The sequence below is a fragment of the Gracilibacillus sp. D59 genome, from assembly GCF_052246695.1.
Classification (GTDB): Bacteria; Bacillota; Bacilli; order Bacillales; family Amphibacillaceae; genus Gracilibacillus.
On record NZ_JBQQCK010000004.1, the window covers coordinates 237,506 to 263,827 of the forward strand.

Consider the following 26,322-nt stretch of genomic DNA (forward strand, 5'->3'; position numbering starts at 1 on the left):
ATGACTTATCGTAGGGCGATTCGTGAAGTCTCCTAGTTTTTGGGCGCTCGGAGCTAGACATCCGCGCAAATTTTATACTTTCTTGTACAATGAACAAAAGAGTTACGTATAAATATCACGCAAACTCTATCATTCAACTATTTTTATTCGCCTTCTTGTAATACTTGATTAATGCTTTTAATAATTCCAAAATGCATACCTTCATGATAAATGATAAAACTTACACAATCCCCAACCGTTAAAAATTTTGCACCTGTTGAAGTGGTATACACTTCCGGAATGGCATCATCTAAACTTTTTGATTGTAAAGAAGCAAGCCTTTCCAACTGATCTTCCAATAAAGTAATTAACTCTGTTGTTTCCGGTACTTCCATTGTCCATTGTTTTGGTGAAGTGCCAGGGCTAAATAATTCTGGGAAATTTACCGGAAACTTCGCATTTTCGCCAGTCAATCGAAAAACAATGTTTTCAAAAGCAACATAGATATGACCCAAGTTCCACTTAATATGATTATTAAATCCTTTAGGCATGCCCTCTAACCGTCTTTCATCCAACTGTTTAACATAATCAATGGTACTTTGTCTTGCAAATTGTAACTGTTTCAAAAGCTCATCCATCCAACTCAGCACCTTTCCTCTTACGATTTTTATGATGTAACGGTTTTGTCCTTCACCGTAACAGCCGTGGAAAATAGCGGGTAACATAGCAATCTACCAAAAAGTCAGTTATCTTACAATATATAGAAAAACAAGAATTATATTCAACCCTATTCTATAAGATACTTGCCCAGATATCCACACCGAAATTAATGTTTCTGTTCGCCTAGCTGCTATTGGAATTCCTCGCACTTTTCTTTATTAAAAGCAGCTTTTATTGTATGTTATACTGAGACAAATTTAAGAAAAAGGACTATCATGGACGGGAATTTGAATGACCGCTACAGAAGAAACCCATAATATTGTCAAGACAAGATGCCTATCCCTTCATTAAAGTCCATTACCCCAATCATTATGTGTCTAGTTCAACATTGTGAGACTTAATCAACGGGGTTTTACAAACGATTAGCACCGTCATAAAGGGAAAACAACTACTATTACCAAAGATTAAAGAAGGGGTTTTATTCGTATGATCACTTTTAAAGATGTTACCAAGCAATTTGCTGATGGTACGACTGCTGTAGACAGGATGAGCTTCTCTATTGAAAATGGGGAATTTTTTGTGCTGATTGGACCGAGTGGCTGTGGAAAAACCACTACACTTAAAATGATGAATCGTCTCATCCCACTATCCACTGGAACCATTCTAATTGATAATAAAAGAATCAGTGATTACAACATCCATGAACTAAGGTGGAATATTGGTTATGTTTTGCAGCAAATTGCGCTTTTTCCACACATGAACATCGAAGAAAATATTGCAATCGTTCCAGAAATGAAAAAATGGAACAACGATCAGATCAAACAACGCACCTACGAATTATTACATATGGTAGGCCTTGATCCCGATACATATCGCAAGCGTAAGCCGAGCGAACTTTCAGGTGGCGAGCAACAACGAGTCGGTGTTATCCGTGCATTAGCGGCAGACCCGGATATTATCCTAATGGACGAACCATTTAGTGCATTAGATCCGATTAGCCGAGAAAAATTGCAGGACGACATGATAGACTTGCAAAAGAAAATTAATAAAACGATTGTATTTGTTACCCATGATATTCAAGAAGCACTGAAACTGGCGGACAGAATTTGCATCATGAAAGAGAGCAGCATCGTTCAGTTAGGCACTCCTAACGATATTCTAACGAACCCTGTCAATAACTTTGTCCGAGACTTTTTAGGTTCTTCTAACAAAATAGGCACCGCTTTTCACTTAGAAGATATTGTACAACCTTTAGATACACAGGAACCAAAACCAGCATTTACGATTGATGCATCTGCTACTCTGGAAGAGGTATTAGAGCTGTTATCCAAAGAAGAAACGCTACATGTTACTTCAGAAGGTAAGACAATTGGGCAAGTGAATAGACAGATAATCGTTCATTACTTTTCTTCCTCCTTAAAAGAAGGGCGGGGAGAATATGTCTAATTTATATGATGTGTTTCAAAGCAGACATAATCAATTATGGCAGGCATTATTGGAACATATACAGATATCTTTCATTGCCTTATTATTTGCCGTAATAATTTCCATCCCACTTGGAATCTACCTGACGAAACAGGAAAAAATTGCAGAAGCTATTATCGGTGTGACCGCAGTTTTACAAACTATTCCTTCCTTAGCTTTACTAGGCCTGTTCATCCCTTTATTCGGAATCGGTAAAGTACCGGCAATCATCGCGTTAATCATTTATGCACTGTTACCAATCTTGCGAAACACGTATACAGGCATCAAAGAAGTTGATCATTCATTAATTGAAGCCGCAACAGCGATGGGGATGAATACATCAAAAAAACTGATGAAAGTAGAACTTCCACTAGCAATGCCAGTAATTATGGCGGGGATCAGAACAGCCATGGTCTTAATTGTCGGGACAGCAACGCTTGCCGCCTTGATTGGTGCCGGCGGTTTAGGGGATATCATTTTGCTAGGAATCGATCGGAATAACTCGTCACTTATAATATTAGGGGCAATACCCGCTGCACTTTTAGCAATCGTCTTTGATCTATTGTTAAGAAAGATGGAGAAATTCTCTTTCAAGCAATCGATGGTGACGATCATACTCATAGCGATTATTTCTTTATTGTTTATTCTTGTACCAAATATCATAGAAAATGATGAAGACACCATTGTTATTGGTGGAAAATTAGGCACTGAGCCGGAAATTTTAATCAACATGTACAAAATATTAATCGAAGAAGAAACAGATCTGCAGGTAGAATTAGAACCTGGACTAGGTAAGACATCCTTTTTGTTTAATGCATTACAATCAGGAAGCATTGATATCTATCCGGAATTTACCGGAACAGCATTATCGCAATTTTTAAATGAGACTGCCTCAAGTAATGATGAAGAAGAGGTATATCAGCAAGCACATGATGGATTATTAGAAAAATATGACATGAAATTCTTACAGCCTATGCAATTTAACAATACATACACATTAGCAGTACCAGAAGAATTTGCCGAACAACATCATTTAGAGACTATTTCTGATTTGCAAAGAATAGAAAATGAGGTTCAGGCAGGGTTCACGCTCGAATTCTCTGATCGGCAAGATGGCTATTTAGGAATTCAGGAATTATATGGACTAAATTTCCCGAACGTTACCACGATGGAACCTCAACTTCGATATGCAGCTATCGAAGAAGGCGATGTCAATCTAATTGATGCTTATTCTACGGACAGTGAATTAAGGAGATACCAATTACAAGTGTTAGAGGATGATAAAGGGCTTTTTCCACCTTATCAAGGTGCACCACTACTAAGAAAAGAAACACTGGATCGTTATCCTGAACTAGAGGAAATACTTAACCAACTTGCTGGAAAAATTACAGATGATCAAATGCGCGAAATGAATTACCAAGTAGCAGTCGGGGGAAAAAGTGCACGAGAAGTTGCACAAACCTATTTAGAAGATGAAGGCTTATAACCATGTTACAATAGTGTTTAAATAGATGTGAAAGGTGATTTTAATGAAAAAAGTGTTAGATCATATCGGGATTGCAGTTAGAGATCTGGAAGGCAGTATCGATTTTTATATAAATGTCTTAGGTGGAGAATTATTCGATCGCTATCGTAGTGAAGCTGCTGGTGTCGAAAGCGAAATTGCGATCATCGATATAGAGGGTGCTCGTACAGAATTATTGATGCCTACCAATAATACTACCTCTCCCATTGCCCGGTTTATCAAACAAAAAGGCAAAGGTGTTCATCATATCGCTTATCGCGTGGATAACTTAGATATAGCAATTGAGGATCTAAAGAAAGAAGGTATTCGTGTGATGGAACACACTAGACGAGTCAACAAACACGGCAGACGATTAATTTACTTAAACCCTGCCGATACAGAAGGAACCATTATCGAATATTGTGACTATCCTTAAACAAGGTTCCAGGACGATTAGCACCGTGATAAATAGTGGACAAATACCAAATGCACATTACATGTGTCTTGATAGAAGGCGAGTACGCATATATGAAATTAGAATGGAATCATAAAAAAATAGAAGAAGCCTGTGGTAAAACTTCCTTCAAAAAAGGACTTTCCTTTTATCATTCAAATAAGGTATATCTTGAGACTTTCACTGCTCATCGTTGCGAAGCAATCGTAGCAGGAAAAGAAAATTTCCATGTCACAGTTGAAAAGGATGAAAGTGGTCGTATAAGTACAACATGTAGCTGCCCTACATTAGCTTCTATAAAAAATGACTGTCAGCATGTAGCTGCTGTTTTACTGGCGATATCTGAACATTCTCTAAGCGAATTACACTCTTCGTCTAAAGGCCTAATGAACCTATTTGATAATCGCCCGATCCGTCCAAGTGCCCAACAGCCACGATTTGAAAGCCGGAATGTGCTTCCATTAGCTTTCACGTGCAAGCTTATTAGCAATAACAAACTTGGAATAGAAGTTGAGGTCGGCAGTACAAAAGTTAAAAATATCCGTACCTTTCTTAAGCAAGTGAAAGAAAGTAATAGCTATGTTCTAGCTGATTCATTCACTTATGATCCTGAATTACATTGTTTCTCAACGGAAACAGACACCATTATCCAACATCTGATCCAGGTGATTAATGACGAGAAGGCATATGGCTATGATCAGTTAATAAATAAATTTGCATATAACCTTAGCGATCAGCTATTAGTTATTCCGCCTTCTCCCTGGGAACGACTGGTGCCCTTACTCACTAAAGCACCAGTTGTGAAATTAACAAACGGGAACGAAATAATAGAGAAACTCTACTTTTCTGATCATGTCACATTGCCATTATCGTTTTCCTTTACCAAAACTGACAATCAAGATCATCTACTCACCGTTAAAGGACGAGATAAGATCATTGTGTTAGATGCATATAGATCTCTACTGTTTGATGACCATTTAATACAGATAAAAGAGGAGGACTTTCAGTACCTATCTGAACTCATCCATATACTAGATACTTCTAAAACCAATCAAATTCCGATTCCATCAAGACAAACAGAATTTTTCATTGAAAAAGGACTACCCATATTGAAAAGGTTAGGTAAAGTCCATTTACATGATGCTGTCACCAATCAACTGAAGCAAACTCCTTTAATAATAAAATTATACTTAGATCGAGTGAGAAACCGACTTCTTGCAGGTTTGGAATTTCATTATGGAAATATTTTGATCAATCCATTAGATGATGAGCAAATCGAGACGACATCGATTTTAGTAAGAGATGAGGAGAAGGAAAATGCCATACTGCAAATGATGGATGACAGTCAGTTCACAAAGACAGATAGTGGATACTTCTTGCATAACGAAGCTCTGGAATATGACTTCTTATACCATATGCTTCCGAAGCTGCAAAAATTAGTACAAGTATATGCTACAACCGCTGTGCGAAACAGGATATTCAAAGAAAATCCGCGGCCAAAGATTAAAGTAAAAGTTCAAAAGGAACGAACCAATTGGTTGGAATTCAAGTTTGAATTGGATGGCATTCCTGACCAACAGATACGTGAAATTTTATCGGCTTTGGAGGAAAAGCAAAAGTACTATCGTCTGCGGGACGGATCACTATTGTCATTGGAAACAAAGGAATTCGAAGAGCTTCAACGTTTTTTAAGAAGTGCTGCTCCGATCCAGGATCAAGAAGACGTGGTAAGTGGATTACACGTACCAGTCATTAGAGGCGTGCAGCTACTAGACTCCGCTGATGATCAGGTATTCACTTTCGAACAGTCGTTTCGGCAGTTCCTACACACTATCGAAAATCCTGAAAATCAGACATTTACAGTCCCAAATAGTCTAAAGGCGATATTACGAGATTATCAGACACACGGCTATAAATGGCTAAAGACGCTTGCTAGTCACGGATTTGGCGGAATTCTTGCAGATGATATGGGGCTTGGCAAAACATTACAAAGCATCGCATTTATTTTGTCTGAGCTTCCTACTATGCGTAAGAAGAAACTCCCCACTCTGATTGTTTGTCCATCTTCTTTAGTGTATAACTGGCAAAGTGAGATCAGGAAATTCGCACCAGACATTCAAGTGGCTATTGTTGATGGAAATAGAACGAAACGGGCCAAAAGACAGGCAAGTGCATTGGAAATGGACGTTGTCATTACTTCCTACCAGTTGTTACGAATGGATATAGACTGGTATAAGAAACAAACCTTTCACACTGTCTTCTTTGATGAGGCACAAGCCTTTAAAAATCCAGTTACACAAACCGCACAGACCGTAAAGAAGATACAGGCTAATAATCGCTTCGCCCTAACTGGTACACCAGTAGAGAATAATCAAGAGGAACTATGGTCGATTTTTCATGTCGTCTTTCCTGAGCTATTTCAAGGGTTGAAGGAATACAGTAATCTCACGAGGAGACAGATTGCTCGGAGGATTAAGCCGTTTTTACTTCGCAGGGTAAAAGAGGATGTGCTCTCGGAGCTTCCAGAAAAAATTGAATCGAGAGAATCTATCGAACTGCTACCAGATCAAAAAAAGATTTATGCCGCTTATTTGGCAAAACTTCGTCACGACACGTTAAAACATCTAGACAAGGACACATTACGGAAAAATCGGATCAAAATCCTTGCTGGCCTCACACGGTTACGACAGATCTGTTGTCATCCTGCCTTATTTGTAGATGGGTATAAAGGGAGTTCTGCTAAATTTGAACAGTTAAAACAGATTCTAGAGGAATCCAGGCTTGCTGGAAGAAGAGTATTGATTTTCTCACAGTTCACGAAAATGCTTGAGTTGATAGGTAGAGACCTAGCGATTCAAGGAAGGCCGTTTTTGTATTTGGATGGGCAAACTCCATCAGAAGAACGTGTCGAACGATGTAATCAATTCAATGCTGGTGAATGCGATTTGTTTCTCATTTCAATGAAAGCAGGCGGAACAGGTCTTAATCTGACAGGTGCAGATACGGTTATTTTATATGACACTTGGTGGAACCCTGCTGTGGAAGAACAAGCAGCTGACCGTGCCCATCGTATCGGTCAGACGAGTGCCGTACAGGTTATCAAGCTTGTTGCCCGCGGTACAATAGAAGAAAAAATGAATGATTTACAAGAACAAAAAAGATCCCTCATAGAAGAGATCATCGATTCGAAAGAAAAATCATCGTCTACACTAACGGAAGAAGATATTCGAGAAATATTGCTATTGTAGCAAGATATGGGTTGGGGGCCATATTGTTTGTCCCTCCGTCCCAATTCTAGTTACTTTTCAACTTTCGTTTATAGTCTCCATATAATAAGATAGTTAGAATGATAAAGAAAGTGATCATCATAAGCGATATGATCCATAATCGACTTTCTTCTATCGCCCAGCCTACTACCATAATTGATACCGAAATAATCGGAGCGACTATATAATAAGGCTTTGCATCATAGAACCAGCCATAAGGGAAAAAGTGCGCACCTGTAATGATAGCAAAAAAGATAATCATTTGTTTCGGACTTTGAATAAACGCCCAAAACATTATTGGAAAATACATAAACTGAGCTAAATTCAAGAATAATCCTAACATGCCTAATGGATTATCTGCTAATTTCCAATCGGCCTTTACTATAGCGGAAACAGCTAATGCAAGCGGAAAAAAGAAAGCGGTGAGAAACAGCAAGATGATATTCTTCGTTTGAAGTGGTATCGTTTGCAAATAGACGACCGTAATCGCAAGCCAAATAAGCGTTGCTGCCATAATAAAAGCAATTCCGTTCTTTCCTTTTACAGAAGCATCTCGTTTCAATTCAAGAATATTCAACAGTATAAACCTCCACCATTTTTAGAATTTGCGTAGTGTGATCCTCTGGTTGATAATTATTATTATACCATGCATGGTATAACTTTCCTGGTTATTTTCTTAATCCTTCCAACAAATGCTCCAGAACAACCATCGCCTCATCTATTACCTCTTTATGATCACGACGATCAGCAATCCATAGCACCGCTTCATTCATTGCTCCCGACAGGCAATGTGTCATCGCCTCAATGGAAATCGGCTTAAGTAACCCTTTCTCCTGCATCAACTGTAATTGTTCTTTTAAGGAGTTCATTGAATATTTCTCATCCATTTTTCGGAACATATCCCATCCTAGAACAGCCGGGCCATCAATCAATAGGATACGTTGATTGTGTGATTGTACTGCCCCTTCCAAAAAAGCTCGACACCCACGGATTAATTGCACCCAGATATCATTGCTTTTTGCCGCTTCTGCTTCAACATATTCTCCCACTTCCTGTTGAACAGTCTCAAATACAGCCAGAAAAAGTCCTTTTTTATTTTGAAAGTGGTGGTATAATGCTCCTCTTGTTAAATTGGCTTCTTTCACTATGTCTTCAAGTGCAGCCTTGGTGTATCCGTGCTCTGTAAAATGATAACGTGCGATTTTGATTATATTTTGTATCGTCTGTTCTGTTTCTATTTTATTCTTTTTCATGCGGTTACACTCCTCATTTTACTTGTCGCAATAATTCTAATGCTTGTTCATTCTTTAATTTTACCAAAGTTCTTAATCCATTTTTAATAATTTTAGGATTTACATCAAGGTTATTTTCCATAGTTTGATGTACCCATAACAAAACTTTTTCCGGATTTTCTTTCGTTAAATCGTTGAGGTGATTAGCTACAGATTTTTGAACATATGGAGAGCTGTCATGAAGCAAGTTTTTAAGTAAACGTAAATTGGTTTGTATATTATTTTTTAACGGAGGCATTTTTTTGGCCCATGGAAGCCTTGGCCGTGTTCCTTCGCTCACTAACCGTCTAACATGTGGATTTGGATCTGTTACCCAATCTCGCAAATAAATCATGCAATGATCTGCATTTGCTATTAAATAGGGACGGATTGCATATTCTGATGTATGGCGTTTCGTTATTTCATACATCGCCTGAAAAGAAAGATCCAAGTGATCCTGCCCATATTTTTCAACAAAAAAGGCTACAGGCATGAGGAAATACCCGTTGGTAAACATCCCCACTTCTCTCTTATTTTCCGGACCTAGTATTTTTAACAAGATAGCTAAAGCTGCTTCATAGTCTGATGGAAGGTGTTGTTCTAATGCATCCGTAATTACCTCAACTCTCGCCTTCAGCTCTTTATTTTCAACTTCTCTTGTTACAGTTTCTATAAAAGCTTTTCTGTTGAAAGAATGATAATAAGGATGTATGGAATCTGCTAATCGAATGGCTAACGCTTGATCAAAGAAATATTTTAAAGGTACATAATCGCTCATTATGCCTCGTCCTTCCATACTTCTTCGTTATACTGATTTTGAAAGGACTCATCAGGTGGGATGACGGTAATCACATCAATTAAAACCCCATTAGGATCACTAGTAATAAAATGTCTTTGGCCAAATGCCTCGTCACGCAATGCAAGATGTAAAGGAAGTTGTTTTTTCTTAATCAACTGTTGATACACTTGGTCAACATTGTCTACCTCAAAATTAAGAATTAATCCCTGCACAGACTTTCCAAACGGAGATGGCACTGTTTCATGACTAGCTTGAAGGATCGCTAATTCATCTCCAGTCTCATCCTGTTTCAAGCTCATGTACCATTCGGCATCAAATACGACAGAGAATCCAAAATGCTTTTGATAAAACTCACCTGTTTCCTTCACTTTATCTGTCATCAATACTGGATAAAAACTCCTTAGCTTCATCATACTCACTCCTCTTTATAAGATATAATTATTTTAACATACGTACCGTATGTATGTAAAATGATTATATCAATTACTAACACTGACACTTTGCATATAATCGCCTTTTGTAAATGCAAGAGGATGCATTCTCCTCCTTTTGGTTATACAATATTTACATTACTTCTTTTTTCTTAAAAGAAGATCAATCACTGCTGAAAAAGGAGGCATACATTTAAATGAAACACTTTAATCAATTACTTCAACTAGATGCTCTAGGTCAAAAAGAGTTATTGGATCAAAAGGAGATATCTGTATTAGAACTAACTGACTTTTATATCCATCAAATCGAGCAATACAATCCTATATTAAATGCGGTAGTAACAAAAAGTTTTGAACTAGGGCGAGAAAAAGCAAAAAAAATGAAAGGTCATGAAGGTAAAGTTACTGGACTTCCTTTTTTAATAAAAGATCTAAACGCGGTTAAAGGAGTAAGACAAACCAGTGGTTCTGCAATGTTGAAGGATTTTATCGCTCCTGAAAATGACGAAATCGTTCATCGATTTGAACATGCTGGACTTATCTTTCTAGGAAAGACCAATACACCTGAGTTTGGATTTCTACCCAACACAGAACCAGAACTATTCGGACCGACTAAAAATCCGTGGAATATAGACCGTTCACCAGGCGGATCAAGCGGGGGTTCTGCTGCTGCAGTTGCGGCTGGTTTAATTCCTTTTGCTCATGCTAATGATGGTGGTGGATCGATTCGGATCCCGGCTTCTGCTTGTGGACTATTTGGTTTAAAGCCAAGCAGAGGAAGAATGCCATATCCTTCTTATATGAATCACTTTTCTATTAATCACGCACTTACTCGTTCTGTCAGAGATAGCGCGGCATTATTGGATGTTTTAAACGGAGCTGGCGATCACCAGCTGTACCCCAGTTTTGCTACACAGAACAACTTTTTAGAACGCAGCAATAAAACTCCAAGAAAACTGAAAATTGCTGTTCAATATCAAGAAGATGAGACTATTCATTTTGATTCGGAGACAAGAATTAACATGGAGAACACTGTACAACTCATCAAGGACTTAGGACATGAAGTAGTGGAGAGAATGCCAAAAATCGATTTTCAAGAACTTGCCAAACATTTTATTAATATTTGGATGGGAAGTGGATCCGCTATTATCAAGCATTCTGGACTGATGTCAGGTCAAAAACCTACTTGCAACAACTTAGAGTCGTTAACCTTTGATATTTTAAAATACGGTAGAGATTTGTCTGCTTTAGAGTATGAAGAATCGCGGGTATACATCCAGAAAGAAGCACAAAAAATCTTAGCATTTTTTCATGATGTGGATGTATGGATGACACCGACCTTAAACAAATTACCAGCAAAAATAGGAGAACTAGCAGAACCAAAAACTGATGCGTATCAACAAATGTTGGATAACATGTTAGATTATAATCCATTTATGCCGATCGCAAATGCGACGGGGCAACCGGCAATGAGTGTTCCAACCCATTGGACAAATGATGGACTCCCCATCGGCACTCACTTCTTTGGCAGGCTAGGAGAGGATGAGCTGTTATTCCAACTCGCTTCCCAGATAGAAAAAGAAAAACCATGGTTTCATTACTATCAAAATATTAGCAACAACTTATAATGAGGGAGGGCGGCAATCAACCTCCCCCATCTTTACTCCTTAACTGAACCAGAAGTTAAACCTGAAACAATCCGTTTTTGGAATAACAATACTAAAATAACGATCGGAACTGTTACGATAACTGTTGCCGCGGAAATATCGCCCCACGGAATAGAAAATTCACTTTGATACATGGATATCCCTACTGGAACAGTTCTCCATTTATCATCACTATTAATGGTTAAGGCAAATAGATACTCATTCCAAGCGGCGATAAAAACTAAGATCGCTGTAGTAAAAATACCTGGCGTTGCTAGAGGGAAGATAATTTTACGAAACGTTTGAAATGGACTAGCACCATCTAATTTTGCAGACTCCTCTAATTCAAACGGAATCTTTTGAAAGAAGGTGGAAAGAATCCATATCGATAATGGCAAACTGATCGTAATATATGGGATTACTAAACCGAAATAGCTATTACGTAAGCCCAAAGATGTAATCAAATTAAACATTGGCGAAATAATCGCAATTTGTGGGAACATAGATGCTGCCAGGACGATTCCTAAAAACCAGCCTTTCCCTTTGATCGGTAACCTTGTAACGGCATATGCTGCAAATGAAGCACAACCAACTGCTAATAATGTCGTTAAGGTGGAAACAACAAAACTATTCAACATATAACGCATTAATGGTCGGTTCGTAAGTGCTGCTTCATAAGAAGATAACGTTGGATTTGTTGTAAACCATTTAAATGATGTAAAGATTTCCCCAACTGGTTTAATCGATGTTAAAAACACCCATATAAATGGAAACATAACTAAAAATACAAATAACGCAAGAAAGATATAAAAGCTAATACCAGCCCGTTTCTTCATATTATTACTCCCCTCTCTATTTCGTACGTCCTGTGAATAAGTCCGAACCAATTAGACGTACGTAAATGAAACTTATTAATGCCACACATAAGAACACAATTACTGATAATACGGAGCCCTCGCCAAAATTCTGTTGTGAGAATAATGTAATATAAGCATAGATGGAAATAGATTCAGTGGCATTTGCTGGTCCTCCACCAGTTAATACGTAAATTAAGTCAAACACGCGGAAGGCGTCTAATGTTCTGAATAATAAAGCCACAAGAATCGATGACTTTAGTAGTGGTAAAGTAATTTTGAAAAATTGTTGAAATTTATTGGCACCATCCACATCACTCGCTTCATACAACGAACTAGGAATCGTTTGTAAGCCTGCAAGTAATAGTAATGCCATATATGGAGTTGTTTTCCACACATCTGCAAAGATAACAGAAAACATTCCACCATCAGAGGTCGAGAGTAACCATGACGCATCTGATATGAAGCCTAATTGTTCGAAGTAATGTCCAATAATCCCGGTTTGCCCATCATATAAAAAGCCCCACATCATGGCAGCAACAGCTGTCGGAATTGCCCATGGGATTAATACAGAAGCACGGACTAATCCACGTCCTTTGAATGAGCGATTGATTAATAATGCAATACCTAGACCTAATACAAGTTCAAAACCGACCGAAACTACCGTGAAATAGATAGTATTCCATAATGACTGCCACATTCGTTGATCTTTAAAGTATTTAACGTAATTTGATAAGCCAATAAAATTAGATGCTAATATGTTGTCACTAGTAGAAGAAAGCAATTCCCCCGCTTGTTGAAAGCTTTGAGCTAATTCTTCATTCTCTAGAGAGGAAGCAATTGAGCTGAATTCACTAGCTGATTCTTGCAAAGCCGCCCGATACTCTTCAGCAAAATCATTGTCTACTTCGGTATATTTTAATTCTGAATCGGATACTGGCTGAAAATTCATTAACATCTCATCAATTTGCTTGATTTTAGCATTAATTGCGGCATCATCAGTTAATTCACTATGATAAGTATCTACGGTTTCCCTTGCTTTTTGCACCGCCTCCAACTGTTCTCCTTCCGCGTTACTTTCTAAATTACTTAATTGACTGTCTATATAAAAGTAATTATCTACATAGCGTTCTAGATCAATATTTGCATTTAACATTTTTTGTGAACGAGTTGGGTCATTTAATCGATAATCAAATAAACTATTATAGAAGGATTGTGCAACAGGCCATAATGTCACGATACAGACTAATATTAATGACGGTAATATCATGGCATAACCGAGTTGCTTTTCATTTAATTGAAATTTTCTCATCATTTAACTAACCTCCTTTTCTATCAAATACACCTATGCACTTAGGTCAAGATGTACTTGAAAGAAAAAGCAAGATGCAAATATTGTTGTCCATCTTGCTTTTTTCTTTTTTTAAAATACCTTTATTCTGCCATTGCTTCCTCTATTTTTATTTGCATATTTTCTGCAGCGGTCTCGGCTGATTGATCGCCTGTTAACACTTTAGAAATCTCGATTTGCATAATATCAGAAATTTCTGGATAAATCGGCGATACTGGACGCGGTACAGCAGATTTCAATACGCTAACAAATTCAGGATTTGAGAATAAAGGACCTGCCTCTTGTACTTCCGGATCATCATAAAGCGCTTCTATAGTTGGTGCACGACCACCATTTACAGCGATTATTTTTTGACCTTCTTCACCTGTCATGAATTTTAAGAACTCCCAAGCTTCTTCTGGATGCTTAGAATAGCGGTTTATCATTCCCATCCAACCACCTAAAGTTGCTGCATGACCTGCATCCCCTGCAGGAAGTGGTGCAATATCCACATTATCTACTACAGAAGAACGCTCTTCATCTTGTGAAGACGCTTGTAAATATGGCCAGTTACGTGCAAATACAGATTCACCAGCAATCCACGCATTTTCTGTTTCTGTCTCCATAAAGTTTAGGATATTATCTGGTACGAAGTCAGAGTTAACGACTTCGGCTAATTTTTCAAGACCTTTTACCGTTTCTGGGCTGTTTACGACAACATTGTTATCTTCGTCAATAACTTGCCCACCATATGAGGCGATAAATTCGATAAAGTTACATACTAAACCTTCGTATTGTGCTGCTTGCATTAAGTATCCAAATTTTGTACCTTCTTCACCTTGCAACTCACTTGCTTGAGCAATTAATTCATCCCATGTCTCAGGTGCTTTATCCACAATATCTGTTCTGTAGTAAAGCATACCTGCATCTGTAAACTTCGGCATTGCCCATTGTTTACCGTTAAAGTTAGCCGCTGCTACAGTACCTGGAAAATAAGCATCCATGTCGATACCATCGCGTTCGATAAATCGATCTAACTCTAATGCATAGTTTGCTTGCGCAAATTCTGCCGGCCAAATAACATCAGCATCGAATACATCGACTTCATCACTCATCGAACTGAACATGGTTACATATTGATCATGTGATTGACCGGTATCAGCTGGCATCTCTCTAAATTCAACATTGATATTAGGGTTTTGTTCCTCAAAAGCTTCAATCACTAAATCAATTGCTCCGGTAGTATCTACACCACGAGCATAAACAATAGTTACTTCCTCTTCTTCTGAAGCGCTTTCATTTCCTTCACTGTTTGTTTCTTCATCAGATGTACCTTCTGCATTATCTGTTTCTGATGTACTATCACTATTACACGCTGCAACAAAAATAGCCAATACTAAGATAATACCTACTAGTAAAAATCTTTTCATCTGTTCCATAACAGAACCCCCTATTACAGATTTTCGATTTCATTCAACTGTTTGAAATCGATTACATTTTTGATTCTATATCAACTGTATATACAAGTCAATGATTTTTGAAAATAAATTATCTTAATTTAATCAGTGGAAAAAGGTGCGCCGCAATCTTTAAGTAGACTCTCTTATAATTAATTCATGATCTAATATGACATCTTCTATTTTCTCGCCACGGATTTTTTTTATTAACATATCTACTGCCATACTGCCCATTTGATACATTGGTTGTGCAACCGTTGTTAATCTTGGGAATGTCATGTTGGTAAAGTCAATTTTGTCGAAACCAACGATCGCCATCTCATCAGGAACATGGATGCCTAGTGTATTTAACTCCTTTAACGCACCTATAGCTAATACATCTGATACAGCAAAAACTGCAGTAAACTTCCCTTCCTTGCTACTCAATATTGACCTCATTGCATGTTGACCAGCTTCAAACGACACATAATTTGTTTTATAAATCCAATCATCTTCAAATTCTATATCAAATTCTTTTAATGCTCTAAGAAAACCTTTTTTTCGTTCGCGAGCGTATAGAAATTTTTCATCACTATTGATTAAGACAATTCGCTTATGCCCTTGTTTTAAGAGAAATTTTGTCATTTGATAGGCTGCCAATTCACTATCAATTGTTATATAAGACAAGCTTTTATCTTTGTCATACTCACTACATTGTACAATCGGAAATTGCCTAGCCAGTTGAACAAGTTTCTCTTTATCTATCGTGGGATCCATTGTTATAGCACCATCCGCTAATCGGTTTCTTAATAGATCAAAATAGACACTTTCCCTTTCAGTTTTGGAATGAGTTTGACAGACTAATATATTATACCCGTTCTCTAGTGCAGTCTCTTCAATTCCTTCAACAATTCGCAAATAGAAAGGGTTTGATATTTTTGGTATCAAGACAAGCAACATCCTACTTTCAGAATTCCTGAGATTTCTACCTAAAATGCTTGGCGAGTAATCTAATTCTTGCATCGCATGCTGAACTTTTTCCCTCGTTTTTTCGGTAACTGCAGAGGGATTGTTCAAAACACGGGAAACGGTCGCAACTGAAACTCCTGCTTTTTTTGCTACATCTTGAATAGTTGGCATGGTAATACCTTCTTTCTAGCATCATTAAATTTTTCCCATTATTAATATAAAAAAATGAAACTTCATCATATCTGCGTCTATTTTTATCTTTCGAAATGTAATCCATTACATTTTGATAACAGTATAATATAGTCCAGAATAAAGTCAATTACACACTGTTACATAACAATGATTTCAAAAATAGAGATATGATGAAGCAAAACAATAGTGATAATACAGCTTAGCTTTGTGATAAGTACCCTTTATAAGACCGTTAGGAAACGACCATTTCTTATGCCCGTTTCCTCACCTAATAACCGAGATACGAATATGTAATACGTATCTCGGTCCATTTCTTGCAAAATTTCCTTTTTTTCTTTACTACGATCCTGCAAGCATATCCAGCCATTTTATATCCGCTTCTAAGTGTAATAAGGCGCCTTCGATAAGCATTTTCATCGTATTATTTCCTGATTGTGTCATTTGCTTTTTTAAATGGGTTAAATGAAGTACGTCCTTTATCATCGTTTCTTTTTGTTTCTTGATCATTTTTTGTTTCTCATCGTATGCTACATGATCAGCACAGAGAAACTTAAAATAAAATTCGTCTTTTAATAATGACCGTCCGACCGGCTTTTCTAACCAATTCCACAGTTCTTCTTTACCTGCTTGTGTTATCGTATAGAGCTTACGATCCTTTTGGTCGTTTCCCGGAGATTCTACTAAAGCATCACGCTCCAACCGATCAAGAGTGGTATATACTTGGCCGGCATTGAGTGGCCACATTCCTTGAACAAGTTCTTCGAAGCCTGTTTTCAATTCATAGCCGTGTCTCGGTTTTTCATATAATAATGCAAGCATAGAATGTTTTACTGACATGGTAATCCCCGCTTATTCATAGTTTATCGCTTCTTTCACTGGTAAATGTGATGCTGTTCTGCTCGGAAACCATGAAGCAAGAAGTGTAAACAATAATCCTCCTGCAATTGCTAAAAACAAGCTCATCCCGGGAACTGTAAAGCTCAGTAAGGCTTGACCTTGAGCAGAATGGGCATTAAGGTAAATGACTAGTATACCATATAACGTGCCTATAATAATTCCGGTAATACCGATCATAAGACCCTCGGCCATTATCATAACCTTTACCTGTGTTCTTGTAAAACCAATCGCTCGCATTGTACCCAGCTCTTTTATCCGTTCCATCGTATTCATCAATAATGTATTACTAATACCGATAGCAGATAAGGCAATAATCAACAATAACAAGCCTTGCATTAATTCCTGCATTCCTGTTAAAGCTTGCTTCCCCTGTTCAATACTAACTGTAATTAGGTTGACCTTTACTAGCGAATCCTCAAAGGAATGCCAAAGTTGTGTAAAAACGAGCGGAATCGTTCCTTCATCAGTTGTATCAATAATCAGATGAAACTTCTCTGGCCAATTTAAGTTAGTCGTCAATACACTGTCTTCTACAAATGCAACATAGTTCATATAATGAGAAGTTTGAACAGTTCCTTTGACAAAAAAGGTTACTAGACCAGAAGGGGTATTCAATGTTATATCTTCACCAAGCTCACCTCCCCATTCTGCTAATGCTCTTTCCCCAATAAAAATTGCCGGATTCTCTCCCTGCTCTTCCGTTATTTGCGAAATGTCAAACAGCTCCGCATTATGTGGTTCACCAGTATAACTAATAATCGAAAACTCTCGTAATCCACCTGTTTTTGTTTGCCATGTTATGTTGGGAATTTCCGCATAAGGGATAGTATCACTTACACCTTTTATCTTGTTAACTTTTTCCAATTCTGTATCTACCCACGGTGTTTCTTTCTCCACATGTATATCCCCACCAAAAGTGGACTGAATATCGTCTTCTATTCCATCAGGCAAAGATTCTAAAGCAGCACTCATAAATAAGGCTAAACTCACACCTATCGCTAGCATGGCAGATGTATTTACATTTCGATTTTCGAATTGCTTCACAGATCGGATAGCTTGCTCTCCTGCATATCGGAAAAACAGTTTATATAGAGGTTGTAATAACCACTGAAATAGCTTCATCCAAATTGGATACAACAGTACTAAACCGACGAATAAGAGTAAGAATGCCCAAGTATTATCAATCAATCCAATTCCTGTGCAGATAACACCCGCTAGGATACGTATAAGCGACCCCTTTCCACTTCTATGACGATTATTAATTGGGCTCTCTGATAATGCCTCCATAACAGACGTTTTTCCAGCTTGATAAATGGGAAATATGACGGCAAGATAAGGAAAAGCAAGACTAACCATTCCTGAAATTACTAAAGGTTTAACCAGTTCTAATTCATAGGTAATCGTTTGGGTAGCAATGGCAGACATAAACATCTCCTGAAGAAAAGAACCTAACCACACACCTAGTGGTAATCCAAGTACTGAACCTATGACGGCAAGAACCCCGATTTCGTTTATTATCAGTCGTCTAATGCTTTCATTTGTATAACCCAGACTTTTCATTACAGCAAATTCTTTCCTTCTTTCAACAATAGTTGTATAAAGCATATTAAAAACAATAAATGCACTGATGAATATAGAAAGAATAGCAATAATATCAAACATGAAATATAGACCTGCTACATCATTATTCTGTTGACTGTCAACAACTACCGGCTGCACAAATAATTGTGAGCCTTCTAGGTGCGCTTGATAGGCTTCCAAGAATTCTGTTTGTTCTTCCCCTTTTACTGAAAAACGGTAATTAGAGATTTGCCCTTCCATCCCAGTCCATTCTTGTAAAGTATCTAAAGGCACCATGACGCGTGCATCACGGAAAGTCGATCCTTCTAATGTTTCGGGACTGCTCAGCATTGCTCCTTCATAAACAACTGCCGTCACTTCGATCTGCCCCATGTTCTGAAATGTTACTGTATCCCCGACTCCTTTTTCCCATAGAGCAGCAGCATTTTCCGTAATGATTAAACCTTCTTTAGTGACATCCCCTTCTTTAACAGGTAATTCAATTAGTTCATGATCATAACTCGAAACACCCGAAACCCTAACGGAAGCTTGTGCAAGGTTCTCCGTCTCTATATTTATAAATCCTTGTTTAAGTAACGCTGCAACACCATTTGTGACTTCCTCACGATCTTTTACCCACTCCACTTCACTCTCTGAAAAAAAACGCTGATTGCTCTTTATCCAAAAATCAGCATCTCCTGCATATAACTGCTCTTGTTCATCCATGATTTTAATCGTGGTTTCTTTCGCTATCAGCATACTGGTCATTACGGTAACACTTAAAATCATGGCAATAAGCGTTAGGAAAAAGCGTGTTTTATGCCGGGTCAGGTTACGCCATGAAACGAGAAAGGAAAAACGCATATTCTTCATCCTCTCTTTGTACTTCTGCTTCAATCACCCCATCTTTAAATAACACAATTCGATCTGAATAACCTGCCGCAAACATATCATGTGTCACCATCACAATCGTTTGATTTCGTTCCTGATGAAGTTTAGCTAATAAGTCGAGAATTTCACTGGAGCGTTCTCGATCTAAATTTCCGGTCGGCTCATCTGCTAATAAAATAGCTGGTTTATGGATTAACGCTCTTGCGATTGCTACTCTTTGCTGTTGCCCTCCACTAAGCTCATGGGGAAAACGCTTCTCATACCCCTTCAGGTCGACTGCTTCTAGAAGCTCGCTCACGTCTTTTGCGGAAGTCCTTTTCCCATCTGCATGCAGTGAAAAAGCAATATTCTCGAACACAGTTAAAGTAGGCAATAATTGATAATTTTGAAAAACCAATCCTATCTTCTGACGCCGAAGAATAGTACGCTGCTTTTCAGATTGGGATGATAATTCCTTTCCATTTAACTGAATAGACCCATCTGTTGGGGTATCCAACCCTGCCAATAAATGCAACAGTGTCGTCTTTCCAGATCCACTTGGTCCTATAATCCCTACAAACTCCCCTTCTTTGACGGTGAACTCTACTCCTTTTAATACGGAAACCATCTCTTTTCCTGCCTTAAAATCCTTTGTTAAACCTATTGTTTTAATCAACTTTTTCATCCTTTCGCCGGAAAAATGGTATAAGACATCGACCAGATAAAATCAACGATAAATATTAACCCCCATAACATCGAAATACGATAGAGTGTCTCATTTGGATATGGCGTTTTCGCTAAGTCCTCCGTTCCAACCCAGGAAAAATCGGTAATATATTCTCTGAAGTGTCCGAAATCTCCCAATCCATATAGCCAGAAACCCGTTTGTACGATAACAAATATAAATAAATGAGCTATTGCACTATATCGATTTATTTTCGCAAAATACTTTGGATCCTGTTGCTTTTTCATAATCGCCTTATCTTTTTCTGTTAGTAAATCGATACCTCTCCACTTTCCTATTTTTATCCGCATCCATCGATCAAGCTTTTTAAAATCGTTAATACCGAACGTGCATGCATAAATAACAAATATAGTAATAACTATTTGGAATGTGGAGATTTCACCTGTTTCGTTATAGATCAGGAAGGCTAATCCAACTTCTAGAATTAGTAAGAAGAGAAACAAAAACAGAAAGAATAAACTTTGTTTCCTCTTTCCAAACAAATAACGCACTCCGCCAAATAACAATAAGCAGACCAGTGATAGTATTTCAGCGGCAATAAAGATTTCCCATTGGTAATGAACGATAAAATTCAATCTTCCCACCCTTTTTTATATACTGAGTAAATATATATTGAGTATATACTTACTCAGTATATAAAGTCAATCAGTTTTTGAAGGCCAATTGTAAAAAAACCGAAAAAGTACTACATGTACTCTTTCGGCAATTTTTTTATTTAACTCATTTATATTTCTAACTCTTTCAAGGCATCAACCGGGGAAATAACACTAAACCCTTTATTTTTCAAGTGTGTGGCTGCCTGATGCATGGAAAGCTGAGTAAATACTATAAACCCCTGAGGCGGATTATTTTCGATATAGTCAATAATCACTTCACTATATGCGTCTTGCTTATTAGACATTAGTAGCTCAAAAGCATGATCAATGATCTCCACCTGGAAATCAGCTTTTACGTTTGGTTGCTGTTTAAGTCGATTAATAGTACCTTCCACTGTAGCAGGATTGGTAAAACATAAAGTTGCAGCTGGGAAATCAATGAGAGACCGGAAAAATAAATCGTCTATTTTTAGTATGGGAATATCGTTTATCTCAGATTCCTTTATATATAGACTATAATTGGTACACGTGATTAAAATAGCATCTGGCTTAGCAGATGCCAACCATTCTAATTGAGTCTTTACTCTTTTTTCGATCTGTTGCGTTGATTTATTTTTAATCGCATCAATAAGACCAGGATCAACGTGGTGAATTTGTTCTACGTTGGTACTTTTAAGTGCTGTCTCCGTATAATCAATGTTACTATGGTGCGCGTGTAAAACTACTAGTTTCGTTTTCCTATCAAGATTCATAGTTTTCTAACCCAACCTTCTAATGGATAATTCCGTTATGATACTCATTTTACTAATAGTTCCTGATTATTTCTAAGCATTATTCGGAAGATTTTATAAAAGAGATGGAGGATAGGAGGTTATTACGGACACGATTACAGGTTTTCACGATTTTGTGTCCATAAGAATCTATCTTATGGACACATTTTGACTTGTTTACTATAAACTGTCTGTAAGACGCATTCTTATGGACAAAATTGCTCGCATTTCCCTCATACTGTCCATAAGATCTGTTTTTACGGACACAATTTTGCATATGGACTCTAAACTGTCCGTAACAAAACCAAAATTCTAATACAACAGCTTATACTTTAAGTGTGTAACATTTGAACCATCTGTGACTTCTTGAGATTCTAACTTTATTTTGCTGCTTCTTGTGCCTGTACAATAGCATCTTCAACTCCGGTTCCTAAATAGATGCTAGAACTAGCTAAGAGAATCTTATATCAGTTATGAGATCGGGTATACCATTAGAAAAGTAATGATCTTCTCTTTCAAATACTCTAGTAATAGCTTGAGGAATTTTGTTTGTGTAGTGATGGATGTGCGTAACCGGCACTACCTGATCATCCGTGCCATGATACAAATATATGTTGGATATGTGTGGAAGATTTGATGTAAAATTCTCTGTTAGGGTAAACTCCTCAGCCTGCCAGTCCTCATCTTTTCCCCAGTATGGTGATGCAATTAGAAACAAACTAGCAATGTCAGGATGTACATCCATTTCCGTAATATATTTTAATAGAACCGACCCACCCAGCGAATGGCCAATAAGTATTACTTCATTATCCAAGTTAGCGAATATATTAGTTAATGCATCTTTCCATCTGGCATACTCAGGATTTTCCGGATTAGGCATTTTAGGAGATATCAAATGATACGTATCACCAAGTTGATCTTGTAGATATTCGATTAAATCACTACTTCCTTGCTGAGGACCCTGTGGCCCTGCACTATGGATAAAAAGTATTTGCTTTTTCACCTATTACACCTCCAGCACTATAGATCATGATAACTCGAATGATCTTGCTTCAATATTCGCTGCATTGCGAGAATCTGACCCAAATGCATCGCCTCATAAAATAATCCAAGACTAGCAAACTCTTCAAAACGGTCGATCCCATCAAATGGTTCTGTTAAACGTTCTTGCGCCTCTTCAGGTGATATCTTCCCAATTCGATTTACTTGATCTTGTAAATCTATTATCAATTGTTCCATGCTTGGTACATTTTGAGGCCACTCATTAGGTTTGGTACCTCTTCCAAACAACTTCTTATAATCATCTGGTAAACTACTCTTACTTCGATGCGGGAAATTAGCAATTTCTTCTGCTATGACTAATACATGACCAATCTGCCAATGAATCGTATTACGAAATCCAGGGGGGTGCAGATCAATCAAATCCTTAGATACAGATGAAATGGAATCGGTAAATAAATCTCTCGTCAACTTATATTGATCAAATATTGTCATGTACTTCCTCCTTTTCTCCCTGTTTTAGTTATTCAATCAATCAAACGTTAGTGAGAGTATAACAAAGACTCACACAATACATTTCTTATTATTTGCTACGCTTCTGTTGAATTTCATAAGCAAAAAACTCCGTTCACTTTTCACATGTGAACGGAGGTCATTATCGATTATATTAAATATTATTTGCAAGTATTTCTGCCAACCGATCAGGATAATCTGTAAAAATGCCGTCAACTCCCCACCTTATCATTTGTTCCATATCCTCTTCCGTATTGACTGTATAAGTATGAACATGTAAATCTTCATTATGAATCTCTTGAACAAGCTCTTGATCTAGCTCTTGGTATGAAACACCTACTCCTGTTGCATATTGTCGAATCTGATTGTAATTAACGGACTTTGCTTCATCTTTATACAATAGTTGAATAAGCGGAATCGACTCATATTTTGCATGAATTTGTTCCAAAGTCTCTTCACTAAAGGATTGAATGATGACTTTATTTTCTTCGATTAGGTGATAGTCTTCTAACATGCTAAGAAATTTGTCAGTCATCACAGAATCCGGGTCTTTTATCTCGATATAATAATTACTGTGTAAACCGAAAGAATCGAGAATCTCTTCTAAAGTAGGCACTTCTATTCCAACATAATAATCGTTTGCTTTTTCAGGATAAGCTATATTGAACCAAGAACCGGCATCCAAATTTTTCAACTCATTAAGAGACATATCTTCGACTAAACCACTTCCGTTAGTTGTACGGGAAACATCCTCATCATGCAGCGCAACTAACTCTCCATCAGCTGTCATGTGTAAGTCAATCTCTAAATAATCTGCATTCATCTGTTGAGCAGACTCATAAGCAATTAACGTATGTTCTGGTGCATAGCCGGATGCTCCACGATGGGCTATATTTAAAATTTTATCAGAAGATAAAGAGACGGGTGGAACACTATTAACATTTCCCACCTCTTCCTCAGTCTTCCATAAATATGTCGCTCCAATTATTACTACCACAACCAAAAGTACGACGAAGCTCCATTTCAAAGCTGTCTTCACAACATCACCTTCAATATGAACGTTTCTTACATAAAAATCCAGAAAGGTAAAAACACCCATTTATCATCTACAAAAAATACCATGATAAAACCAATGGTTACACCTAAGCTAACAAAAAGTAAAATGTGTACTTTAGTCTTAATCCAACTGAAAGTATATGCAATAGCTAACAATAGTGGTATGAACGTTAACCCCACTGTTAATTGTCCAATTGAAAAACCCGCTATAAAACTAAAAATATAAATACCTACGGCAGATAGCCAGTAAAAATGACGTTTCCCGCTAACAGCTAAAATCAAGGATACAAGCGCTACAATCAATGAGGAATATGCGACGATGGTAAACAATGACCTCACCTCAACTGTTTTCTATTTAAAACTATGAGTATCTACTAATTGATTCATCTTGTTATTCGATACCAATATTGATACGCTTCAGTGAATCCTAATTTTGCATAAAGGTTTATTGCCTGTTTATTATTTAACATCACTTGAAGATAAGCATTCTTTGCTCCAAGACTTTCTCCCCAATGGAGAATAGAAGAAACGATTTCCACACCATAGCCTTTATTTCTATACTTTTCACTTACTACGATATCATATAATCCCAACCATCCATCTTCTAACACACCCATTCCACAAGCGAGAGTTTCCTTATTATTAATCAAACATATATAACAGACCTCTGCACTGATATTTTTTAACATCTGTTTAAACGTATGCTGGTCCGTATCCGCTATATGATTTAATTCACAAAAATCAGTAAACCATGTTTCAGCAAATTGATTCGAAATAACAGCCTTATCTGACATTTTTATTTTCCTTTGCTTTAGTGATAACACTTGAACGCTTGTCTCTCCGGTAACATCATACCCTTTTTGTTCAAGAATCTGGTCTAATTGTTTGGGGAAAACTTGTTTCGTAAGTTTGTAGATTACTCTTAGACCTTTTTCTCGGTAAATTTTTTCGCATTCTTCTATCTTCTGTTGGATATCCTCTTGAGAATCATATATAGGATTAACAGAGTTGGCTCTTTTTGCATATCCATTTGAAAAGCGAAGGATCCAACCATTGATAAGCTGTGTTTGCAGTGAGGGAAAAGCATTCATCGATAATTCTTCTATTTTCTGAATATCGAGATGATTACTCATTCACCTTTTGTCTCCCTTGAAGGTTATATGATTCTACTAAATGTGTTGCGTATTGAATGCTTTCAGCAGGATAGGGAAGATTCTTTAACTTACAAACTTCTATAGAAAGTTCATCAAATAGATTCATCGTAAGCTTTAGCGCTTGCCAAACATCTTCTTTATCATAATGTGCATATATATCCTTGAATTTCGTTACAATCGAAATGTCAGCCCATTCTTCAAAAAAACGAAACCCATGCCATGTGTTATACGCTATTCCGTTCTTTAATTTTGCTTGCGTTCTAATTAACGAGATAAGTAGGTTCTTCATATAAGTATCACATATTGATTTACCTTCTAATAACTCACCCCTACATAGTTTTTTTGCGGCAAGAACTGCATGATACCAAAAATCCTGCATCATATTTTCTATTTCTTCCGACATTTCTTTTTTGCTAAGATCTGCCTTTATTCTCTCTTTAAAAGCAGGTATGATTCTATCCTTATCTATTAGAACGTCAATTCCTTTTGCAAGAACACTTAATACTTGATAATGAGATTGCATGTCTGAAATTGCTGATATAGGGAAACAGGCAAAGTCGACGTCAAGTCCCCCTTCAAACAAAACCCTTCGTTCTAAACCTCCGCCAACTGCTGTATTTTCCAGGAAGGTAATATGCGATTCACCTATTTGCTCTAACCATTTTGTATGATAAAGTAACAAATTAGGATTTTCTGCGAATATCACTAGATCGAGATCTGAATATTTATCGGCTGGTTTATCCTGTCTTGCTCTTGATCCCACTATGATCACTGCCCGAATATTTTGTTCTCGACCCGCAAATGACAGAAACCTTTCGATTATGATATCGTAAGTTAAATTAACCACACTTACTTACCTCCCTATTTTTCCCTTGCTTCAACTTTTTCATTTAAACTCTATACAGGG

25 protein-coding genes are annotated in these 26,322 nt (G+C 37.3%); 5 read left to right on the forward strand and 20 right to left on the reverse strand.

What is annotated here, in order from left to right:
• Nucleotides 1-143: 143 nt before the first annotated feature.
• Entirely contained in the window at nt 144-617 is a 474-nt protein-coding gene (locus ACTWP4_RS09470; RefSeq protein ID WP_443128521.1) for a DinB family protein, read from the reverse strand.
• Nucleotides 618-1,125: 508 nt separating this feature from the next.
• Here ACTWP4_RS09470 and ACTWP4_RS09475 point away from each other — a divergent pair.
• From ACTWP4_RS09475 to ACTWP4_RS09490, 4 genes are all read left to right on the forward strand, one after another.
• Entirely contained in the window at nt 1,126-2,085 is a 960-nt protein-coding gene (locus tag ACTWP4_RS09475; protein WP_443128522.1) for an ABC transporter ATP-binding protein, read from the forward strand.
• Nucleotides 2,078-3,589 carry an osmoprotectant update ABC transporter permease/substrate-binding subunit OpuFB gene (opuFB, locus tag ACTWP4_RS09480; protein ID WP_443128523.1) on the forward strand — a complete coding sequence of 504 codons (1,512 nt, stop codon included), beginning with the start codon at nt 2,078-2,080 and terminating at the stop codon, nt 3,587-3,589. Before ACTWP4_RS09475 ends, opuFB begins: the two co-directional genes overlap by 8 nt.
• Before the next feature lie 43 nt (nt 3,590-3,632).
• A complete protein-coding gene (locus ACTWP4_RS09485; protein WP_443128524.1) occupies nt 3,633-4,043 on the forward strand; it encodes a VOC family protein in 411 nt (136 codons plus the stop codon).
• A gap of 92 nt (nt 4,044-4,135) precedes the next feature.
• Nucleotides 4,136-7,309: a DEAD/DEAH box helicase gene (locus tag ACTWP4_RS09490; protein ID WP_443128525.1), complete on the forward strand. Its 3,174-nt coding sequence runs from the start codon at nt 4,136-4,138 to the stop codon at nt 7,307-7,309.
• 46 nt (nt 7,310-7,355) lie between these two features.
• Here ACTWP4_RS09490 and ACTWP4_RS09495 read toward each other — a convergent pair whose 3' ends face one another.
• From ACTWP4_RS09495 to ACTWP4_RS09510, 4 genes are all read right to left on the reverse strand, one after another.
• Nucleotides 7,356-7,904 carry a DUF7010 family protein gene (locus ACTWP4_RS09495; RefSeq protein ID WP_443128526.1) on the reverse strand — a complete coding sequence of 183 codons (549 nt, stop codon included), beginning with the start codon at nt 7,902-7,904 and terminating at the stop codon, nt 7,356-7,358.
• Between the two features lie 91 nt (nt 7,905-7,995).
• Entirely contained in the window at nt 7,996-8,580 is a 585-nt protein-coding gene (locus ACTWP4_RS09500; RefSeq protein WP_443128527.1) for a TetR/AcrR family transcriptional regulator, read from the reverse strand.
• 13 nt (nt 8,581-8,593) lie between these two features.
• A complete protein-coding gene (locus tag ACTWP4_RS09505) occupies nt 8,594-9,376 on the reverse strand; it encodes a DNA alkylation repair protein (protein WP_443128528.1) in 783 nt (260 codons plus the stop codon).
• Complete coding sequence (locus ACTWP4_RS09510) at nt 9,376-9,807, reverse strand: VOC family protein (protein ID WP_443128529.1); 432 nt, start codon at nt 9,805-9,807, stop codon at nt 9,376-9,378. The genes ACTWP4_RS09505 and ACTWP4_RS09510 overlap by 1 nt, the downstream gene beginning before the upstream one ends.
• Nucleotides 9,808-10,025: 218 nt before the next feature.
• On the opposite strand from ACTWP4_RS09510, the gene ACTWP4_RS09515 reads away from it, so the two are divergent.
• Nucleotides 10,026-11,456, forward strand: coding sequence for an amidase (locus ACTWP4_RS09515; protein ID WP_443128530.1), 1,431 nt, complete (start codon nt 10,026-10,028; stop codon nt 11,454-11,456).
• A gap of 32 nt (nt 11,457-11,488) precedes the next feature.
• Here the strand turns inward: ACTWP4_RS09515 and ACTWP4_RS09520 are convergent, their stop codons facing one another.
• The 15 genes from ACTWP4_RS09520 to ACTWP4_RS09590 all read right to left on the reverse strand — a co-directional run bounded on the left by ACTWP4_RS09520 (nt 11,489) and on the right by ACTWP4_RS09590 (nt 26,262).
• Complete coding sequence (locus tag ACTWP4_RS09520) at nt 11,489-12,310, reverse strand: carbohydrate ABC transporter permease (protein ID WP_443128531.1); 822 nt, start codon at nt 12,308-12,310, stop codon at nt 11,489-11,491.
• A 16-nt stretch (nt 12,311-12,326) separates the two neighbouring features.
• Nucleotides 12,327-13,640, reverse strand: coding sequence for a carbohydrate ABC transporter permease (locus tag ACTWP4_RS09525; RefSeq protein ID WP_443128612.1), 1,314 nt, complete (start codon nt 13,638-13,640; stop codon nt 12,327-12,329).
• Nucleotides 13,641-13,762: 122 nt separating this feature from the next.
• On the reverse strand, nt 13,763-15,097 hold the full coding sequence (locus ACTWP4_RS09530; protein WP_443128532.1) for an ABC transporter substrate-binding protein: 1,335 nt from the start codon (nt 15,095-15,097) through the stop codon (nt 13,763-13,765).
• Nucleotides 15,098-15,247: 150 nt separating this feature from the next.
• Nucleotides 15,248-16,234 carry a LacI family DNA-binding transcriptional regulator gene (locus ACTWP4_RS09535; RefSeq protein WP_443128533.1) on the reverse strand — a complete coding sequence of 329 codons (987 nt, stop codon included), beginning with the start codon at nt 16,232-16,234 and terminating at the stop codon, nt 15,248-15,250.
• 360 nt (nt 16,235-16,594) lie between these two features.
• Entirely contained in the window at nt 16,595-17,092 is a 498-nt protein-coding gene (locus tag ACTWP4_RS09540) for a PadR family transcriptional regulator (RefSeq protein ID WP_443128534.1), read from the reverse strand.
• A 12-nt stretch (nt 17,093-17,104) separates the two neighbouring features.
• The gene (locus tag ACTWP4_RS09545; RefSeq protein WP_443128535.1) at nt 17,105-19,576 is read right to left on the reverse strand and encodes an ABC transporter permease; all 2,472 of its coding nucleotides are present in this window, start codon (nt 19,574-19,576) and stop codon (nt 17,105-17,107) included.
• Complete coding sequence (locus ACTWP4_RS09550) at nt 19,545-20,258, reverse strand: ABC transporter ATP-binding protein (RefSeq protein ID WP_443128536.1); 714 nt, start codon at nt 20,256-20,258, stop codon at nt 19,545-19,547. The genes ACTWP4_RS09545 and ACTWP4_RS09550 overlap by 32 nt, the downstream gene beginning before the upstream one ends.
• Before the next feature lie 5 nt (nt 20,259-20,263).
• Entirely contained in the window at nt 20,264-20,902 is a 639-nt protein-coding gene (locus ACTWP4_RS09555; RefSeq protein ID WP_443128537.1) for a hypothetical protein, read from the reverse strand.
• A gap of 149 nt (nt 20,903-21,051) precedes the next feature.
• A complete protein-coding gene (locus ACTWP4_RS09560; RefSeq protein WP_443128538.1) occupies nt 21,052-21,675 on the reverse strand; it encodes a hypothetical protein in 624 nt (207 codons plus the stop codon).
• Nucleotides 21,676-22,144: 469 nt separating this feature from the next.
• Complete coding sequence (locus tag ACTWP4_RS09565; RefSeq protein WP_443128539.1) at nt 22,145-22,696, reverse strand: alpha/beta fold hydrolase; 552 nt, start codon at nt 22,694-22,696, stop codon at nt 22,145-22,147.
• Between the two features lie 17 nt (nt 22,697-22,713).
• A complete protein-coding gene (locus ACTWP4_RS09570) occupies nt 22,714-23,187 on the reverse strand; it encodes a DinB family protein (protein ID WP_443128540.1) in 474 nt (157 codons plus the stop codon).
• Between the two features lie 172 nt (nt 23,188-23,359).
• Nucleotides 23,360-24,244 (reverse strand): glycerophosphodiester phosphodiesterase, encoded by an 885-nt coding sequence (locus tag ACTWP4_RS09575; protein ID WP_443128541.1) that lies wholly within the window; start codon nt 24,242-24,244, stop codon nt 23,360-23,362.
• Between the two features lie 26 nt (nt 24,245-24,270).
• Nucleotides 24,271-24,591: a hypothetical protein gene (locus ACTWP4_RS09580; protein WP_443128542.1), complete on the reverse strand. Its 321-nt coding sequence runs from the start codon at nt 24,589-24,591 to the stop codon at nt 24,271-24,273.
• A 53-nt stretch (nt 24,592-24,644) separates the two neighbouring features.
• Nucleotides 24,645-25,394 carry a GNAT family N-acetyltransferase gene (locus ACTWP4_RS09585; RefSeq protein WP_443128543.1) on the reverse strand — a complete coding sequence of 250 codons (750 nt, stop codon included), beginning with the start codon at nt 25,392-25,394 and terminating at the stop codon, nt 24,645-24,647.
• A complete protein-coding gene (locus tag ACTWP4_RS09590; RefSeq protein WP_443128544.1) occupies nt 25,387-26,262 on the reverse strand; it encodes an aminoglycoside 6-adenylyltransferase in 876 nt (291 codons plus the stop codon). The genes ACTWP4_RS09585 and ACTWP4_RS09590 overlap by 8 nt, the downstream gene beginning before the upstream one ends.
• Nucleotides 26,263-26,322: the final 60 nt, after the last annotated feature.